Genomic DNA, 16,995 nt, shown 5'->3' with positions numbered 1-16,995 from the left:
TGATCGCCCCCTTAAAGTACTTTGGCTTCGTTTTTCAGTTTGTCGATCAGCTCATCTACGCTGGCGACACGGATACCGGCCTGACGCTCTGCCGGGGCGGAGACTTTCAACAGGCGGGTGTGGTTCTTGAGCTCTACGCCCAGGTCTGCCGGGGTTTTCACATCAAGCGGCTTACGCTTGGCTTTCATGATGTCCGGCAGCTTGGCGTAGCGCGGTTCATTCAGACGCAGATCGGTGGTGACGATCGCTGGCAGTTTCAGGTTCAGGGTCTGCAGACCGCCATCTACTTCGCGGGTGACGTTAACGCTGTCGCCGTCGATCTTAACTTCAGAGGCGAAAGTACCCTGGGGCCGGTTCAGCAGTGCGCCGAGCATCTGGCCGGTCTGGTTGTTGTCGGCATCGATAGACTGCTTACCGAGGATAACCAGGCCCGGCTGTTCCTCTTCGACCACCTTGGCCAGCAGCTTGGCCACATTGAGTGATTCGGGCAGCTCTTCGGTTTCGATCTGGATGCCGCGATCGGCGCCCAGTGCCAGTGCGGTACGGATCTGTTCCTGGCAGGCCTTCGGGCCGATGGACACTACAACCACCTCGGAGGCGGCGCCGGATTCCTTGAGTCGAACCGCTTCTTCTACCGCGATTTCGCAGAACGGGTTCAGGGCCATCTTGACGTTAGCCAGGTCCACATCGGAGTTGTCCGGCTTAACGCGTACCTTGACGTTGTAGTCGATGACGCGCTTAACAGCGACGAGTACTTTCATCTTAAACCTCTCTTAACACCCTTTGCGGATGGCTCCATGCGGGTGTTTGTTCTCTTGTTATTCTGGGTGCTGCCGGCTATTCACCGGCAGCTTGTGCCTTTAGATTCTTATTCCTTTTGAATCCGAATCTGTGCGTTCTATTAAGGTGCTGATCAGAACTGGTCTTCACTCAGCGCCATGATGCTAGCGCTGCCCTTGAGGATGGTTTCCAGGCTGGCCTTGGTGCGCGGCAGCAGGTGCTCGGAGAAGAACTGGGCAGTGACCAGCTTCGCCTTCAGGTACTCCGGATCGCCCTCGCCTGCGTCCAGCAGCGTCTGAGCGCGCAGTGCAGACTGACCCATCAGCCAGCCACCGCATAGGTAGCCGAACAGCATCATGAAGTGCACGCTGACAGCACCGGCTGCGGCCGGATCTTGCGCAGCGTTTTCGAGCAGCCAGTTGCGCGCGTTGTTGCCTGCTTCCAGTGCTTCACGCAGTGCTGCGCCCTGCTCTGCAAAGCCTTCATGCTTGCTCAGCGCAACCACGGTCTCTTCGATCTCGGCCAGCAGTTCTGCCAGGGCTTCGCCCTTGTTGAGCAGGGTTTTGCGGCCGACCAGATCCAGTGCCTGGATACCGGTGGTGCCTTCGTAGATGGTGAGGATGCGAGCATCTCGGTAGTGCTGGGCGGAACCGGTTTCTTCGATAAAGCCCATGCCGCCGTTGACCTGGGTGCCCAGGTAGGTGATCTCCTGGGACAGCTCGGTGATCCAGCCTTTGACGATCGGGGTCAGCAGTTCCAGGCGAGCCTGGTGACGGCGCTGGTCTGCCTCATCCTGGGCGCGTCCGGCGCGGTCCACTTCTGCAGCGCCGACGAACGCCAGCGCACGCATCGCTTCGGTGGCGGACTTCATCTGCATCAGCATGCGACGCACATCCGGGAACTTGATGATGGCGAAACGGCTGCCATCCTTGTTGGTGCCCTGCAGGCGCTCCTTAGCGTAATCCAGCGCCTGCTGGTAAGAGCGCTCGGCAATGGCGACGCCCTGAAGACCCACTCCCTGACGGGCGCAGTTCATCATGGTAAACATGTACGCCAGGCCCTTGTTGGCTTCGCCGACCAGGTAGCCGATAGCACCCTCTTTATCGCCGTAGCTCATGACGCAGGTGGGGCTGGCATGAATGCCGAGCTTGTGCTCAACGGAGACGCACTTCACATCGTTGCGTACGCCCGGGTTGCCTTCGGCATCGAGCAGGAACTTGGGCACCACGAACAGGGAGATCCCTTTAACACCGGCCGGTGCGTCCGGCAGACGGGCCAGCACCAGGTGAATGGTGTTGTCGGTCATCTGATGATCACCCCAGGTGATGAAGATCTTCTGCCCGGTAATCAGGTAGTGATCGCCATTGGGGATCGCACGGGTCTTGATCGCAGCCAGATCGGTACCGGCATCCGGCTCGGTCAGGTTCATGGTGCCGGTCCATTCGCCGGAGACCATCTTCGGCAGGTAGGTCTGCTTCAGCTCTTCGCTGCCGTGGTGCGCAATCGCTTCAACCGCGCCCTGGGTCAGCAGCGGGCAAAGCGCGAAGGCCATGTTGGCGGACTGCCAGATCTCGTTAACGGCGGTGCACAGCACGTTGGGCAGGCCCTGGCCTTCGTACTCTTCATCGGCGATCAGGGAGCTCCAGCCGCCCTCAGCGAACTGCTGGTACGCTTCCTTGAAGCCCGCGGTCTCTTCTACGCCCCGCTCGGTGAGCTTAACGCCCTGGTTATCGCCGATCACGTTCAGCGGCGCCAGGACTTCGGAGCCCAGCTTGCCGGCTTCGGTGAGGATGGCGGAGGCCAGTTCAAAGTTGATGTCGTCAAAGCCGTTGGCGGCGCACAGGTCATCGAAGCCAACCAGCTCGTTCAGTACAAACTCGGCGTCCTGATGCGGGTGTTTATAATCGCTCATTCTTATTCTCCTCGGCTCCAGCGCTCTGGCTGGAGCTCTTGTTCATCAGTTTTCAGTAGTAAGAGCGGCCTTCGGCCAGACGTGCTTTGAAGCCTTCGGTAAGCTGGTAAAGCGCGCCGCGTGACTGGTGTTCTTCCGCACGGCGGGCAAACTCTTCCAGGCCCAGGGTGTCGATGTAGCGCAGTGCGCCGCCACGGAAGCGCGGGAAGCCCAGGCCCAGAATCAGACCCATGTCCGCCTCGGCCGGTGTTTCGACGATGCCGTCTTCCAGGCAGAGTGCGGCTTCCAGACACATGGGGATCATCATGCGGTCGATGATCTGCTGATCGGTCAGCTCCAGCTGGGCGCTGCGGCGATCTTCGATCAGCTGCTGCGCCTTCTCGGAGGCCTTCTTGAAGCGACGGCCGTTCTCATCTTTGCCGTACTCGTAGAAGCCCTTGCCGTTTTTCTGACCCAGGTGCTTTGCATCCAGCAGTGCCGCCGCGATCACATCGCCGTCGTGGCCCATGCGTACAGGGAAGCCTTCCTGCATCACGTGATCGGCGTGTACCAGGGTGTCGATGCCGACTACGTCTGCCAGGTAAGCCGGGCCCATGGGCCAGCCGAAACCTTCCATGACGCGGTCGATGCGCTCGAAGTCGACACCGTCCAGCAGCAGGCGGTTAAAGGCGTTGAAGTAAGGGAACAGGATGCGGTTAACGAGGAAGCCAGGGCAGTCGTTAACCACGATGGGCGTTTTACCCATGGCGCTGGCATAAGCCACGGTGCGGGCGATGGTTTCATCGCTGGTCTGGCTGCCGCGGATCACCTCTACCAGCGGCATCAGATGCACCGGGTTAAAAAAGTGCATGCCGCAGAACTGCTCGGGGCGGGAGACACTCTCGGCCAACTGGTTGATGGAAATGGTCGAGGTGTTGGAAGCCAGAACCGCGGTCGCAGGCACCGCTTTTTCCACCTCCGCCAGTACGCTGGCTTTGATCGCCGGATTTTCCACCACCGCTTCCACCACGATATCCACGTTGCTGAAGTCGTCGTAGCTCAGCGTCGGCTGAATGCCGCCAAGCACCGCCTGTTTAGCTTCTTCGGTGAGACGGCCCTTCTCGATCTGCTTGTCCAACAGGCCGGAAGCAGTGCTGATACCCAGCTCCAGCGCTTCGTCGCGGATATCCTTCATCAGAATCGGAGTACCAGTGGACGCGGACTGATAAGCCACGCCGCCCCCCATGATGCCGGCGCCCAGAACGGCGCTCTGCTTAACCGGTGCTGCCTGCTTGCTCCAGTTGCGCGCTTTCTTTTTCAGCAGCTGATCGTTCAGGAACAGGCCGATCAGGCTTTTCGCCGCGTCGGACTTTGCCAGAGTGGTGAAGCCCTCGGTTTCAACTTTCAGTGCTTCGTCGAACGGCAGAGACGCATGGGTGGCGACGATCTCCAGGATCTGAATCGGCGCCGGATAGTTCGGATCCAGCTTCTTCGCCATCTCCGCGGCCATCGCCTTCACTTCGGCGCTGTTCTGAATCGGCTGCTGCTTACGCTGGCGGTTGGCGTGGAAATCCACTTCGCCATTCACCGCTGCCTGCAGCAGTTCGAGCGCTACGGTGCGCAGCTCGCCCTCTTCCGCCAGACGATCAGCAACACCCAGTTCCAGTGCGACAGCGGCTTTCTGCGGCTTGCCGGTCAGCATCCACTGCATGGCGCTGGCGGTATCGATCATACGGCTCAGGCGTACGGTGCCGCCCCAGCCAGGGTAGATCCCGAGGTTCACTTCCGGCAGGCCGACGCGGGCATCCTTGGTGAGTACACGGAAATCGGTGCTCAGTGCCAGTTCAAAACCGCCACCCAGGGCCATGCCGTTAACGGCGGTCAGGGTCGGGAACGGCAGGGATTCGATACGAGAGAACAGTGCGTGGCTCTCTGCCAGGCGCTGCTCCAGCTCGGCATCGGGCAGCCCGAACATGCTCATGAATTCGGTGATATCAGCGCCGACAATAAAGGCCGGCTTGGCGCTGCTGATCAGCAGGCCTTTGATGGCCGAACCCTTGATGGAAGAGTCTGCGGCGATGATCTCTACCGCTTCGCCCAGCTCGCGCATGGCGAGGGAGTTCAGGGTGTTGACCGGCGCACCCTGTGCATTGAGAACCAGCTCAACCAGCCCATTTTCAATAGATTTAAGCGTTACAGCCTGACCGTTATACATATTGTTATTCCTCAGTCATGCCTGCGGTAGAACACTCGGCGCACTTGCTGTTAGTGCAGTCGGATGGAGCTAACTCTTGGTGTGCAGACAATCAAAATCGTTATTGCCGGGAAAATGAGCCATTTAAAAAGAGCCGTCCCTGGCCTAATGGGCATCAAACGAGGTTCCCGGTGTACAAACTTGCTAATGCGTTTCTCTTGGTAGGGGCTGATCAGGCGCGCTCAAACAGCGCTGCGATACCCTGACCACCGCCGATGCAGAGGCTGACCATGGCGTAACGGCCGTTTACACGCTCCAGCTCGTACAACGCCTTGATAGTGATCGCGACACCGGTGGCGCCGATCGGGTGACCCAGGGAGATACCGCTGCCGTTGGGGTTGACGCGGTCACGCGGCAGGTCCAGCTGCTGGCACACCGCCAGGGCCTGGGACGCGAAGGCTTCGTTGACTTCGTAAACGTCGATATCGGTAACGCCCAGGTTGTTGCGCTCCAGCACTTCGGTGATCGCCGGAACCGGGCCGATACCCATGATCTTCGGATCAACGCCGACTACGGAGTAATCCACCAGGCGCGCCATCACTTTAACGCCCTGGGCTTCGGCGGCTTCGCGGTCCATCATCACGATGGCAGCGGCGGCGTCGTTCATGCCTGAGGCGTTGCCGGCGGTGACGGTGCCGTCTTTCTTGAATACCGGCTTCAGGGAGGCGAGATCTTCCTGGGTGCAGTTGAAGCGCACGTGCTCGTCGGTATCGAACTGGGTCGCGCCTTTGCGTCCCTTGATTTCGATCGGCAGGATCTGGTCCTTGAAGTAGCCCTGCTCGATGGCGTTCTGGGCGCGGTTGTGGCTCAGGGTCGCCAATTCATCCTGCTGCTCGCGGGTGATGCCGTACTTCTCGGCGACGTTTTCCGCGGTGACACCCATATGGATGTTGTTGAACGGGCAGTGCAGCGCGCCGACCACCGGGTCAACCATGACGCCATCGCCCATGCGCTGGCCGAAGCGTGCATTCGGAAGCTGGTAAGGTGCGCGGCTCATGGACTCGGCGCCACCGGCGATAACTGCATCGGTGATACCCAATTCGATCTGCTGCGCGGCGGTCAGGATCGCCTGCAGACCGCTACCGCAAAGACGGTTAACCGCCATGGCCGGAGTGGTTTCGGGAGCGCCCGCATTCACGGCGGCAACGCGTGCCAGGTAGGCGTCGCGGGGTTCTGTCGGCAGCACATGACCGAATACACTGTGGCCGATCTGCTCAGGTGAGATGCCGGCGCGCTTGATCGCCTCGTCGGCAACCATGCTGGCCAGGGTATGCGGCGCAAAACCTTTCAGGCTGCCACCGTAACCACCGATCGCTGTACGAACACCACTTACGACTACTACTTCACGTTTCTGCATGGGACCCACCCTTTTCTTCCTGCCTGCGGTGCCGAACCTTTCCGGTCGCAGGGTGATTATTGTTAGCCCAGGATTCTGGGTTCATCGGTTTAGGCTTAGTTTCCGGTTCTGGGTGGGTTCCAACAATGACGGATACAGCCCGATATCTAACATATTCGGACATTTAATCTATAATTGGTCGCGGTATAAGCGTTAATCACCGGTTTGGTTGAGCGAAAACGGACATGAAGAACGAGCAGCACTCCGTCTCCATACACTTTGCGATCACCCTGATCGCCGCCGCCGAGGGCAAGGGGCTGGATACCCGGCAGCTGTTGCACAATGCCGGTTTGAACGAGCAGTTGTTGAAGCAACCGGGGTTGAGGATTACCCCGGAGCAGCTGAGCCGACTGACCCAGGAGGTATGGAAAGCCGCGGACGATGAGCTGATCTGCATGGGCAGCCGTCCATCGCGCCAGGGAGTGTTTGCGCTGATGGCCAAACACCTGGTGCACTGCCGCAAGCTGCGCTCGGTCTATCATCGCTTTGCTCAGTACTACAACCTGATTGCCGATGCCTTTGAGCTGAATTTCAGTGTTGAGGGAGAACTTGCCACTCTCACCCTGAAACTGACGGATGCGGACAACGACCCGGACCACACCCTGCGCGAGTTTCTGCTGTTGCTGCTGCACCGCTTCCCCAGCTGGCTGATCGGCCAGAGAATCACGTTGGAACAGGTCACCTTCGACTTTCCCAAACCCGAACACAGCGAAGAACACCGGCTGATGTTTCCGGGCCGGGTCGAATACGACCAGCCGATCTGCAGCTTTTCATTCAGCAAAAAGCTATTGGATGAACCAGTGGTGCAGACCACCAGCACGCTGGGCGGCTATCTGCGTACCCTGCCGCTGGAGTGGTTCAAACGCCAGGCCTACTACCCGGTGTATACGCGGCGGGTGCTGAATTATCTGGAACAGGCCCCGGACTTGGCGCAGACCGGTATCGAACAGGTGGCGGAGGAAGCGCATATGACCTCACGCAACCTGCGCCGCAAGCTGAGTAGCGAGGGCACCAGCTTTCAGGAGCTGAAGGATTCGGTACGGCGCGATGCCGCGATCCACTATCTTAGTCAGCCAACACTGACCATCGCACAGATCGCCCGCGAACTTGGGTTCTCTGAGCCCACCGCCTTTACCCGGGCCTTCAAGCAGTGGACCGGCGTTTCCCCCAGCCTGTACCGGCAGGAGTCTTAAAAAGGCTTTTGCCCCTTCTCTATTCGAAGGCAGCTGCTTTCGCGTCACAAGATATCAACCCCGTTTCATCTTCGGTCAAACTGCTCACCCTGGAATTTCTTACGCTGAGGCAGGACTCGGTGTGCCGGATACGCACGCCATATGAAGACAGTGATATGCCCAGCAGAGGAAAACAATAATGAGTGCATATGCGATTTTCGATGTAGATATCTACGACCTTCAGCGCTACCAGGACTTTATGAGCCAGGTTAAGCCGGTGGTTGAATCGTTCGGTGGTAAGTACCTATCCCGTGGCGGCGCCCACAAGGTTTACGAGGGTGAATGGGAGCCGCGTCGGATCGTTTTGTTTGAGTTCCCGTCCATGGAGAACCTGGAAGGCTTCTACTACAGCGACACTTACCAGGGGCTGAAAACCATTCGCGATGAGTGCAGCTCGGCCCGTGTGGTTTCGGTGGAAGGCACCTGAGCACAGAACTCGCTCCCGCTGCGTCCGCTGGCAAAGATCTTGGTGGACGCTTTTCGAACACAATAAGAAAAGGAACAACCTACCTTGAACCTTAATCTTAAAGGCCGAAAGGCGATCGTCTGTGGTGCTTCCAAGGGACTGGGTAAAGCCTGTGCCCTGGCGCTGGCCCAAGAAGGCGTTGACCTGGTCATCAACGCGCGCAGCGCCGATGCGCTGAATGAGGCCGCAGCAGAGATCCGCAGTCTGACCGGCGTCAGCGTCACCGCCGTGGCCGCCGATATCACCACCGAGGCAGGACGCGATCATGTGCTCTCCGCCTGCCCCCATCCCGACATCCTCGTCACCAACGCCGGTGGTCCGCCGCCGGGAGATTTTCGCGAGTGGGACGAACAGGACTGGTATTCGGCCCTGGATGCCAACATGCTGACACCGATCTTCCTGATGAAATCGGTTATCGATGGCATGCAAGAGCGTCACTTCGGCCGCATCATCAATATCACCTCTTCCGCGGTGAAAGCGCCAATCCCTATACTTGGCCTCTCCAATGGCGCCCGCAGTGGCCTCACCGGTTTCGTCGCCGGACTCGCGCGACAAACCGCGGCCCACAACGTAACCATTAATAATCTGCTGCCGGGTTCTTTCGAAACCGACCGCCTGACCTCAACGCTGGATTCCTACGCGAAAAAACTGGGTGTAAGCGCCGAGCAGGTACGTGAAGAGCAGATGAAAGCCAGCCCGGCAGAACGCTTTGGCGATCCGGTTGAGTTCGGCGCCTACTGCGCTTTTCTCTGCGGCAGCCAGGCGGGCTTTATCACCGGCCAAAATCTGTTACTGGATGGTGGGGCTTATCCCGGAACGCTGTAGAAGGAACAAGTCCCGATTAACGGCAGTTGGTTGGGGCTTTTTTTCACTGGAAAGTGAGCAATTTACCGGGGAAGCTCGATAAGTAGTGGGGGCTCAATCCAATGTCGGTACGGGAGCGGACGTAAGACTGAACTCAGGTGTCAGTCAATGATGGGAAAACGTTGATCGTGGATACGCATGACAAGTTAAGCATCATCGGGATCAAATAGCCGCTTCAGTTTAGATCTGAATATAAAGCCAAGCCGGCCTTTGAAGTCTTCAGACTCCTGTAAGGCGGGAAACGGATTGTGGTCTCTCGAAAATCCGAGAATAACGATAGAGCTCGTATCTAGCGGACCAAACCACCGATAGTGAATAACAGCAGCTGATCTGGCACCTTGCAGGTTGGTTGATCTAATCGTCTTTTTTACTGCATTTTTATTTGAATAGGGCCCGATATGGTAATGCCATAGCCTATGCGAACGGTAGAAATTCGCCTGGCGGCTATGCAATTCGTCGCCCTGGCTGTTGGTACAAGAGCTTTTATTTCGTCCTAGCAGTTCAGCTCCATCCTCCACATCGATTATGAATTCGTGGAATAGAGTGCGTTCTTGATAGGTTAGATAACGATAGTCGCAAAGCTCGTTGTCGTTGCGAGAGCCTAGCTCGAAATCGTGGTGAAGATATACAGCAGTGGGCATGCGGAATCCATTCGCGAACCTCTACTCAAGGTTTAGAGCGTTATGACTGCATCCTCGCGTTCCAGAGCCGCTTTCAGATCTTGATGACGTTTTTCGAGGCGTGCCAGCCGCTCTTCCCGAGTGCCTTTGCCAGAAGTAATCCGACTGACGTTTTCTTCGCCACATGAGCGAGCTCGCTGCGCCAGCTGTTCACTATTTTTGGCGAAATCGAATCCACGACTCATGGCTGACTCCCTAATGGAGGGTGGGTATATATTTGTTGCTTGCAGAAAACTAGTTAGCTTCTGTAGCTATAAACAACACAGGAATTATAGGGATTTGTGCACTAATTGTACAACACGGGTTGTACAACGTATAACGGCTCGAGAGGCTGTATGATCGGGAAAGTATATGGGATTTTCAGAAGCGACTTAGATGGTCTCTCTAAGTGCTGATTTCCTGAGGGGAAAAATAAGGAGTTCAAAGAATGGAGGCTGGAGTCGGAATCGAACCGGCGTACACGGAGTTGCAGTCCGCTGCATGACCACTCTGCCATCCAGCCCTTTCTTTGTTTACTTGTTGGAGCGGGAAACGAGACTCGAACTCGCGACCCCGACCTTGGCAAGGTCGTGCTCTACCAACTGAGCTATTCCCGCGCTGTGCGGCGTGTGCCTCAACAAGTGGTGCGTATTATAGAGCTCTGAATCGGGCTGTCAACACACTTTAATAATTATTTTTGCTTAAAAATTAACCATTTAGCGAAAAAACTGGGATTAACCTAGATATCTTCGCTCAGGAACGGCCAGGCGGCTTTGAGATAGACAAACATTGACCAAAGTGTGAGCAGTGCCGCGCCATAGAGTGCCCCTACTCCGATCCAGGACAGATTTGTCAGCGGCGGAACGGCCAACAACACCAGGATCGAGATCATCTGCAGCGTGGTTTTGATCTTGCCGATCATCGACACGGCAACGCTGGCACGTTTGCCGAGCTCTGCCATCCACTCGCGCAGTGCAGAGATAACAATCTCGCGGCCGATGATGACAATAGCCGGCACTGTCATCCACGGCTCGGCGAAGGTTTCCATCAATACGCCCAGTGCCACGGCCACCATCAGTTTATCGGCGACGGGATCCAGGAAGGCTCCAAAGGGGGAAGACTGATCGAGTTTTCGCGCCAGGTAGCCGTCAAACCAGTCAGTGATGGCGGCCAGGCCGAAGATCAGGGCCGATGCCAATGGCGCCCAGCCGTACGGCAGGTAATAGACGAGTACAAATACCGGAATCAGGACGATCCTCAGCAGGGTAAGAATATTGGGTATTTTCATCTGAAGGATCTGAAGCCTGTGCTGTGACGCTTAACGATCGGGATGGAGCGCGGCGTAGATTTCCTCCGCCAGCGCTCGGCTAATGGTAGAGACTTTTGCGATTTCTTCAATACTGGCGCCCTCTATATCCCGCACGCTGCCGAAGTGACGCAGCAGCTCGCGGCGCCGTTTCGGGCCGATACCCGGGATACCTTCCAGCTTGGATTGCTTGCGCGCCTTGCCGCGGCGAGCGCGGTGGCCGGTAATGGCGAATCGGTGCGCCTCGTCTCGGATATGCTGTAGCAGATGCAGCGCGGGGGAATCGCTCTCCAGCACCTGTTCCTCGCCGGTTTCGCCGCTGACCAGCACCTCGAAGCCCGCTTTTCGCGTGGGCCCCTTGGCGATACCGATTACCAACACTTCGGTGACCTGCAGGCTGGCGAGAACATCCATCGCCTGAGCTACCTGCCCTTTACCGCCATCGATCACGAGAAGGTCAGGCAGTTTCCCCTCGCCTTTCTTCAGCCGGGTATAGCGACGGGTCAGTGCCTGGTGCATGGCGGCGTAATCGTCACCACCGGTGATCCCTTCGATATTAAAGGTGCGGTAATCGGATTTGAGCGGGCCGTTACGGTCGAACACCACGCAGGAAGCCACGGTAGCCTCACCGGAGCTGTGACTGATATCGAAGCACTCCAGCCGCTCCGGCAGGTGGTCCAGTCCCAGCAGATCCTGCAGCGCGAGATAGCGGGCATGGATGCTCTGCTTGCTGGCCAGGTGGCTGGCCAACTGCTGTTCGGCATTGGTCTGCGCAAGACGCTGCCACCCTGCCCGTTCGCCACGCACCTTGTGAGTGATATTGACGGCGCGGCCACGCTGGGCGCTGAGAGCTGCCTCAAGCGCGTCGTGATCCTCCAGTTCAAAACTGAGGATCAGGCTGTCGGGGATCTCGCGACCAGCGCCGAGATAGAACTGCGCGATAAAGGCTGACAGCACATCGGCAGGGCCTTCTTCCACCGAAACCCTTGGATGGTAAACCTTGCTGCCGATCACCCGGCCCTGGCGCACAAACAGACCATGTACCACCGTGCCGCCGGCCTGGATGGCGCAACCGAGCACATCGGCATCGCCACTCATACCCGAGATATACTGCTGTTCCTGTACCTGGCGCAGGCGACCGATCTGGTCACGAATCTCGGCCGCCTTTTCGAACTCCAGGTTCATCGCGGCGTCATCCATCTGCTTCGCCAGTTCGTCCATTACCGCCTGGTTGCGGCCTTCAAGGAACATGGTGGCATGACGCACGTCGCGCTGGTAATCCTCGGGCGAGATCATATCGACACAGGGGCCGCTGCAGCGTTTTATCTGGTACTGCAGACAAGGGCGGGAACGGTTACGAAAGAAGCTATCATCACACTGACGGATCAGGAACACCTTCTGCATCAGGTTAAGGCTTTCCCGCACGGCAGCGCCGCTGGGAAACGGTCCGAAGTAACGCGCCTTACCCTTTTTGGCGCCACGATGGAAACGCACCGCCGGGTAGGTTTCTTTATCGGTGATCAGAATATAGGGATAGGACTTATCGTCACGCAGCAGGATGTTATAGGGCGGACGCTGTTCCTTTATGAGGTTCTGCTCAAGCAGCAGTGCCTCGGTTTCGCTGTTGGTGATGGTGACTTCGATACGGGCGATGCGGTTGACCAGGGCGATGGTCTTGGTGGTCAGCCCGCTGGCGCGAAAGTAGCTGGAAACGCGGTTCTTCAGGTTACGCGCTTTACCGACATAAAGGATGGAGTCATCCGCCGCATACATCTGGTAGACCCCGGGCCGGGTAGTCAGACGGCTGAGAAACGCTTTGCTGTCGAAACCGCCGGGCTGCTCAGGGCTGGCTTGACCTTGGTTAGAATGTTCCTGGTTGTTGCTCACGTATTAAACCGAACCTTCCCCTGCTTATTCCGGCTGCAAGGCGAACTTTTTGTTCGCATCCATGTGCAGGTGAGTCGCTTCCTGATGGATCTCGCGCAGTTGATCGCGGGTGGAATCGGAGATACCGGCACCACGGGAGAGCGATACTTCCAGGTAAACACCGATCTCGGCGTAGTAATAAAGCCGCGCATCGAAGGTTTTGGCGCGCTTGAGCTTGGAAAACGCGATCTGAGCGCCGTTTACCAGAATGTTGTTGATGTCGGTTTCCGACAGCAGTGGATGACGTTTACTTTGGCGGTTGTTCTGCTGCTGCTCGGTTTTCAGGCGAAGTGCCTGGCGTTTTGTCATCGCTGTCATTGGACGCCTCTGTCTGTCATCCTAAGTATTGCTGGAAGTGCCGTAAAACGTGCTGTTGGCACGTGCATTAGTCTAGGGAGTCTTAAAGCAGAAGTGAATCGCAACCCTATCATTCAAAGCACTACCCTTCGTAACCCTGCCATTCGCAAAGGCGAAGATCAGGATTGTGTGCTGGCCGAGCTGGAGTGGCTGCGCACTTCTCCGGAACTGATGCTGGCTCCCTCAGAGTTTAGCTGTCCCGACGAGATCAGGTTCGGCTCCGGCACTATCGGCTCATCAGCCGATTTGGCCGGTTACGAGCCGCGCTGGCGGCTGGGGGAGCACTTCGAGAATATTGTACACTTCCACCTTAAAAACAACGACCAAATCTCTGATATTCATAGAAATATCCAGGTTAAAAAAGATAAGGTCACCCTGGGTGAAATGGACTTTCTGCTCAAACTGGGGAGCCGCTGGGTACACCTTGAGGTCGCCCTAAAACTCTATCTGCTTGACCCTGTCGATGATGCCGAACCTATCGATCTGGCGGGGTTTATCGGCACCCGACGTAAGGACTGCCTGGCTACCAAATGGCAGCGGATGCTGAGCCATCAGCTACCGTTGAGCCAGCGCCCGGAAGCTCAAGAAGTGCTGACGGAACTGGGTATTGAGGAGTCACCTCTTCCTGCGGTCTGGGTTAAAGGCTGGCTGTTTTATCATCCCCTTCAGGCTAAGACACCCACCCCGGCCGGGGTGAATCCCGAGCATCTGCGCGGCTGGTGGGTGACCTGGTCGGAGCTGGAACTACTTTCCAACAAGGGAGAGCGGTTCATGTTGCCGGGCAAGCCGGACTGGCTGTTACCGCCATCCTACTTGGGTAATCCCCTGTTTACACTTGAAGAGCTACGCGGACACCTGCACGACCAGCATCGCGGCAATCTGGTTGTGGCGCTTGAGCGAGTGAATGGCCGTTGGATAGAGAGCAGTCGAGGCTTCGTCGTCCCCGACAACTGGCCCGGCAGCAGCCGATGAAGAGCAGTAGCCGATTTAGGAGCAGCGTTTGATGGTTGGTAAGGCGCTCAGCGCGCATCTGCTGCTGTTTCTCTGGACCGTTCTGGTCGCCTCTTCTTTCCCCGTGGCCGCGCTGTTTGATCCAGCACTTTCTACCAACTTCCTTGTCAGCCTCAGGTTCCTCACCGCAGGTGCCATCATGCTGGTGTTTATGCGTGAGCGTGGCTGGCCCGGTTTCACTGCCGGGATGATCTACTCGATTCTCGGGCTGCTGCTGGCGGCGTTCTTCTCCATTATGTTCAAGGCGCTGCAGTTTATCTCTCCGTTATCACTCGCCGCGCTGTTTGTAACCCAGCCGCTATTTGCCTACCTGATCGCGATAACCGTGGGCATAGAAAAACCCAGGCTTAAACGCCTGGGTACGTTGCTACTGGCGGCAACGGCAGCGTTGGTGATTGTCAGCCGTGCCGACTTCGCGGGGCTTTCCGGCTTCGAACTGGGCTTTGGCGAGTCTATTTTTCTGTTCGGCTGCATACTCTCGGCGGGTTATAACAATCTTTCCCGCTACGCCACCGACCATGGATTGATCCCGGCCAACCCGTACCGGACCACCTGTTACGGTTTGCTTGCCGGCGGCGTGCTGATCGGTTTACCGGATCTGCTGCTGGGGCAACTCGGTGAGTTTTTCGCCACAGTGAGCCTTGGCGATCTCAGTGCCCTCGCCTATCTCACGCTCTTCACGACGCTGGTGACCTTCTGGATCTTGCAGGTGGCGACACTGAGGTTATCGCCAAGCATGGTCGCAGCCTATGGTTATGTGCCGCCCCTGTTGGTGCTCTGCGCGGAGCTGTTGTTTGGTATCACCGACTGGAAGCCCGGCTACCTGCTCGCCTCCGCCATGCTGATGGTGAGTATGTTGCTGCTGGCCCGGGCCGACAGCCGGTCGGAAGACACCCACTGCAAACGGCGGTAGTAAAAGACGGGGAGTAAAAGACGGGTGTAAAACACGGCCACAAAAAAGGGCCGCTTTAAGCGACCCTCTCGAATTCGGCTGTGCTTTACAGCGGGCGCTTATTCGCCGGCTTTAGCAGCGTCCTTCGCGATAACTTTCTTCAGAGCGCGAACCGCAACGAAGGTACCGATGATCATGGCGGCAACGATGGCCAGGCTCGGTGCGAAGGAAACCAGGGTGTACTTATCGATGTCAGGCATAGAACGAGAACCTCTCACTGAGATGGTTAAGGAGCGGTGGGCCGCCCTCTGGTGAAATTTTGCGCATTATAACGATTGCAGCGACGAAAGCCATATAGACTCTCGTACTATTCTGTCATCGTTGCGGCATCAATCAGTCGTTACCGGGCTCCAGCCGCTTCAGCAGGCTCGACGTATCCCAGCGGCCTCCTCCCATCGTCTGAACATCGGCGTAAAACTGGTCCACCAGCGCGGTAACCGGCAGACGGGCGCCGTTGCGACGGGCTTCATCGAGTACCAGGGACAGGTCCTTGCGCATCCAGTCCACGGCAAAGCCAAAATCGAATTTATCGCTCAGCATGGTCTGATGACGGTTGGTCATCTGCCAGGAGCCTGCGGCACCGTGCTGGATGACATCGAACACCGCCTCGCCATCCAAACCGGACTGTTTAAGGAAGTGGGTAGCCTCGGCCAACCCCTGCACCAGCCCGGCGATGCAGATCTGGTTAACCATCTTGGTAAGCTGACCGTTGCCGGCTTCGCCCAGGTGTTTGATCGCCTTGCCGTAGGCCTGCATGACCGGTTCGCCACGGGCAAAGGTATCCTGATCGCCACCGACCATAACGCCAAGCACGCCATTCTCTGCCCCCGCTTGACCACCGGAGACCGGTGCATCCAGAAAGCCTGCGCCCTGCGCCTTGCAGGCGGCGTCCAGCTCACGGGCGATGGCCGCAGAGGCGGTGGTGTGATCGATGAGAATGCAGTCCTTGGCCAGGGTTTTGAGTACTCCCTGATCACCCAGCGTCACTTCCGCCAGGTCGTTATCGTTACCGACACAGGTCATGACGAACTCGGCGCCTTCTGCGGCGGCGGAGGGTGTCTCCGCGAGTCGGTGTCCGTATTCGGCCACCCAGGCTTCGGCTTTACTCAGCGTACGGTTGTATACGCAGACCTCATGCCCCGCTTTAACCAGATGCCCGGCCATCGGATATCCCATGGTGCCCAGACCGATAAATGCTACCTTTGCCATTACGCGCTCCTTGGATTTTTCGCCCAGAGGCTCATTGTTTTTAGATGCTTGGCTGCGGAAAACACCGCAGGATAAATCGTTATAATCCCATTACCGGTTTTTAGCGTACAGCGTGTGAGGAGGTACCGCGAATGGTTAATGTGCTAATGAGGAAGCAGGTTGGCAAGTGGATAGGTAGATCGTTCGCGACGCTGATGTTAATGAGCCTGCCGATGGTGCAGCTCGCCCATGCAGAGAGTTCGGCCGAGGATTCGCCTGAACTTTACGGACTGGAGTTCTCAGCCCTGGATGGTTCCGGCCACAGCTTTGCACAACACCGTGGAGAGGTGGTGCTGGTGAATTTCTGGGCGACCTGGTGCCCTCCCTGCGTGCGTGAAATGCCGGCACTGGACCGCCTGCAAAGCGCGTTCGAGGGGAAACCGTTCTCGGTAGTGGCGATCAGCGCCGGGGAACAGCCGGAAGATGTGCAGGGTTTTCTCGACAAGCTGGAGCAGCCTCTCGAGCTCACCCTGCTGCTAGACCCCGAAGGTCGAACCTTCAGGGAGTTCAAGCTGCGTGGTCTGCCAATGAGTTACCTATTCTCTTCCGATGGCGAGTTGATCGAGGTGATCACTGGCGAAGAGGAGTGGGACAGTGAAGCCTGGCAGAACCGGATTGAGGAGCTGCTACCGTCCTGATAGCAGCTTCGCCCG

The 16,995-nt window shown here is 57.5% G+C and carries 17 protein-coding genes and 2 tRNA genes; 6 read left to right on the top strand and 13 right to left on the bottom strand.

Annotation, left to right across the window (positions count from 1 at the left end; genetic code table 11):
* Positions 1 to 11: 11 nt before the first annotated feature.
* From CLV83_RS05830 to CLV83_RS05815, 4 genes are all read right to left on the bottom strand, one after another.
* On the bottom strand, positions 12 to 761 hold the full coding sequence (locus CLV83_RS05830; RefSeq protein ID WP_132288799.1) for an electron transfer flavoprotein subunit beta/FixA family protein: 750 nt from the start codon (positions 759 to 761) through the stop codon (positions 12 to 14).
* Between the two features lie 152 nt (positions 762 to 913).
* Positions 914 to 2,692, bottom strand: coding sequence for an acyl-CoA dehydrogenase (locus tag CLV83_RS05825; protein ID WP_132288796.1), 1,779 nt, complete (start codon positions 2,690 to 2,692; stop codon positions 914 to 916).
* 52 nt (positions 2,693 to 2,744) lie between these two features.
* Positions 2,745 to 4,886 carry a fatty acid oxidation complex subunit alpha FadB gene (fadB, locus tag CLV83_RS05820; RefSeq protein WP_132288793.1) on the bottom strand — a complete coding sequence of 714 codons (2,142 nt, stop codon included), beginning with the start codon at positions 4,884 to 4,886 and terminating at the stop codon, positions 2,745 to 2,747.
* A gap of 211 nt (positions 4,887 to 5,097) precedes the next feature.
* Positions 5,098 to 6,282, bottom strand: a complete 1,185-nt coding sequence (locus CLV83_RS05815; protein WP_132288790.1) for an acetyl-CoA C-acyltransferase family protein — start codon at positions 6,280 to 6,282, stop codon at positions 5,098 to 5,100.
* Between the two features lie 224 nt (positions 6,283 to 6,506).
* Here CLV83_RS05815 and CLV83_RS05810 point away from each other — a divergent pair, with 224 nt between their 5' ends.
* The 3 genes from CLV83_RS05810 (at position 6,507) to CLV83_RS05800 (ending at position 8,844) form a co-directional block, all read left to right on the top strand.
* Positions 6,507 to 7,514 carry an AraC family transcriptional regulator gene (locus CLV83_RS05810; protein WP_132288787.1) on the top strand — a complete coding sequence of 336 codons (1,008 nt, stop codon included), beginning with the start codon at positions 6,507 to 6,509 and terminating at the stop codon, positions 7,512 to 7,514.
* 178 nt (positions 7,515 to 7,692) lie between these two features.
* Positions 7,693 to 7,980 (top strand): DUF1330 domain-containing protein, encoded by a 288-nt coding sequence (locus tag CLV83_RS05805; protein WP_132288784.1) that lies wholly within the window; start codon positions 7,693 to 7,695, stop codon positions 7,978 to 7,980.
* Between the two features lie 84 nt (positions 7,981 to 8,064).
* The gene (locus CLV83_RS05800; protein WP_132288781.1) at positions 8,065 to 8,844 is read left to right on the top strand and encodes an SDR family oxidoreductase; all 780 of its coding nucleotides are present in this window, start codon (positions 8,065 to 8,067) and stop codon (positions 8,842 to 8,844) included.
* Positions 8,845 to 9,029: 185 nt separating this feature from the next.
* Here CLV83_RS05800 and CLV83_RS05795 read toward each other — a convergent pair whose 3' ends face one another.
* The 7 genes from CLV83_RS05795 to CLV83_RS05765 form a co-directional block, all read right to left on the bottom strand.
* Positions 9,030 to 9,524 carry a hypothetical protein gene (locus tag CLV83_RS05795; protein WP_132288778.1) on the bottom strand — a complete coding sequence of 165 codons (495 nt, stop codon included), beginning with the start codon at positions 9,522 to 9,524 and terminating at the stop codon, positions 9,030 to 9,032.
* A 32-nt stretch (positions 9,525 to 9,556) separates the two neighbouring features.
* A complete protein-coding gene (locus CLV83_RS05790; RefSeq protein WP_132288775.1) occupies positions 9,557 to 9,748 on the bottom strand; it encodes a hypothetical protein in 192 nt (63 codons plus the stop codon).
* 243 nt (positions 9,749 to 9,991) lie between these two features.
* A tRNA-Cys gene (locus CLV83_RS05785) sits at positions 9,992 to 10,065 on the bottom strand.
* An 18-nt stretch (positions 10,066 to 10,083) separates the two neighbouring features.
* Positions 10,084 to 10,159: transfer RNA gene (locus CLV83_RS05780), tRNA-Gly, on the bottom strand.
* A 122-nt stretch (positions 10,160 to 10,281) separates the two neighbouring features.
* Positions 10,282 to 10,830, bottom strand: a complete 549-nt coding sequence (gene pgsA, locus CLV83_RS05775; protein WP_132288772.1) for a CDP-diacylglycerol--glycerol-3-phosphate 3-phosphatidyltransferase — start codon at positions 10,828 to 10,830, stop codon at positions 10,282 to 10,284.
* 30 nt (positions 10,831 to 10,860) lie between these two features.
* Positions 10,861 to 12,735 (bottom strand): excinuclease ABC subunit UvrC, encoded by a 1,875-nt coding sequence (gene uvrC / locus CLV83_RS05770; protein ID WP_132288769.1) that lies wholly within the window; start codon positions 12,733 to 12,735, stop codon positions 10,861 to 10,863.
* Between the two features lie 24 nt (positions 12,736 to 12,759).
* On the bottom strand, positions 12,760 to 13,092 hold the full coding sequence (locus tag CLV83_RS05765) for an excinuclease ABC subunit C (protein WP_243642285.1): 333 nt from the start codon (positions 13,090 to 13,092) through the stop codon (positions 12,760 to 12,762).
* A 93-nt stretch (positions 13,093 to 13,185) separates the two neighbouring features.
* Between CLV83_RS05765 and CLV83_RS05760 the strand changes: the two genes are divergently transcribed.
* Positions 13,186 to 14,103, top strand: a complete 918-nt coding sequence (locus tag CLV83_RS05760) for a DUF1853 family protein (RefSeq protein WP_165900246.1) — start codon at positions 13,186 to 13,188, stop codon at positions 14,101 to 14,103.
* 31 nt (positions 14,104 to 14,134) lie between these two features.
* Complete coding sequence (locus CLV83_RS05755; RefSeq protein WP_132288763.1) at positions 14,135 to 15,055, top strand: DMT family transporter; 921 nt, start codon at positions 14,135 to 14,137, stop codon at positions 15,053 to 15,055.
* 98 nt (positions 15,056 to 15,153) lie between these two features.
* Here the strand turns inward: CLV83_RS05755 and CLV83_RS22575 are convergent, their stop codons facing one another.
* On the bottom strand, positions 15,154 to 15,294 hold the full coding sequence (locus tag CLV83_RS22575) for a hypothetical protein (RefSeq protein WP_160115442.1): 141 nt from the start codon (positions 15,292 to 15,294) through the stop codon (positions 15,154 to 15,156).
* A gap of 133 nt (positions 15,295 to 15,427) precedes the next feature.
* A complete protein-coding gene (locus tag CLV83_RS05750) occupies positions 15,428 to 16,303 on the bottom strand; it encodes an NAD(P)-dependent oxidoreductase (RefSeq protein WP_132288760.1) in 876 nt (291 codons plus the stop codon).
* 131 nt (positions 16,304 to 16,434) lie between these two features.
* On the opposite strand from CLV83_RS05750, the gene CLV83_RS05745 reads away from it, so the two are divergent.
* Positions 16,435 to 16,980, top strand: a complete 546-nt coding sequence (locus CLV83_RS05745; RefSeq protein ID WP_132288757.1) for a TlpA family protein disulfide reductase — start codon at positions 16,435 to 16,437, stop codon at positions 16,978 to 16,980.
* Positions 16,981 to 16,995 lie beyond the last annotated feature (15 nt).

The organism is Marinobacterium mangrovicola, from assembly GCF_004339595.1.
GTDB lineage: Bacteria > Pseudomonadota > Gammaproteobacteria > Pseudomonadales > Balneatricaceae > Marinobacterium_D > Marinobacterium_D mangrovicola.
Note: the sequence above shows the minus strand (reverse complement) of the source record. Positions and strands in the feature narration are given on the sequence as shown.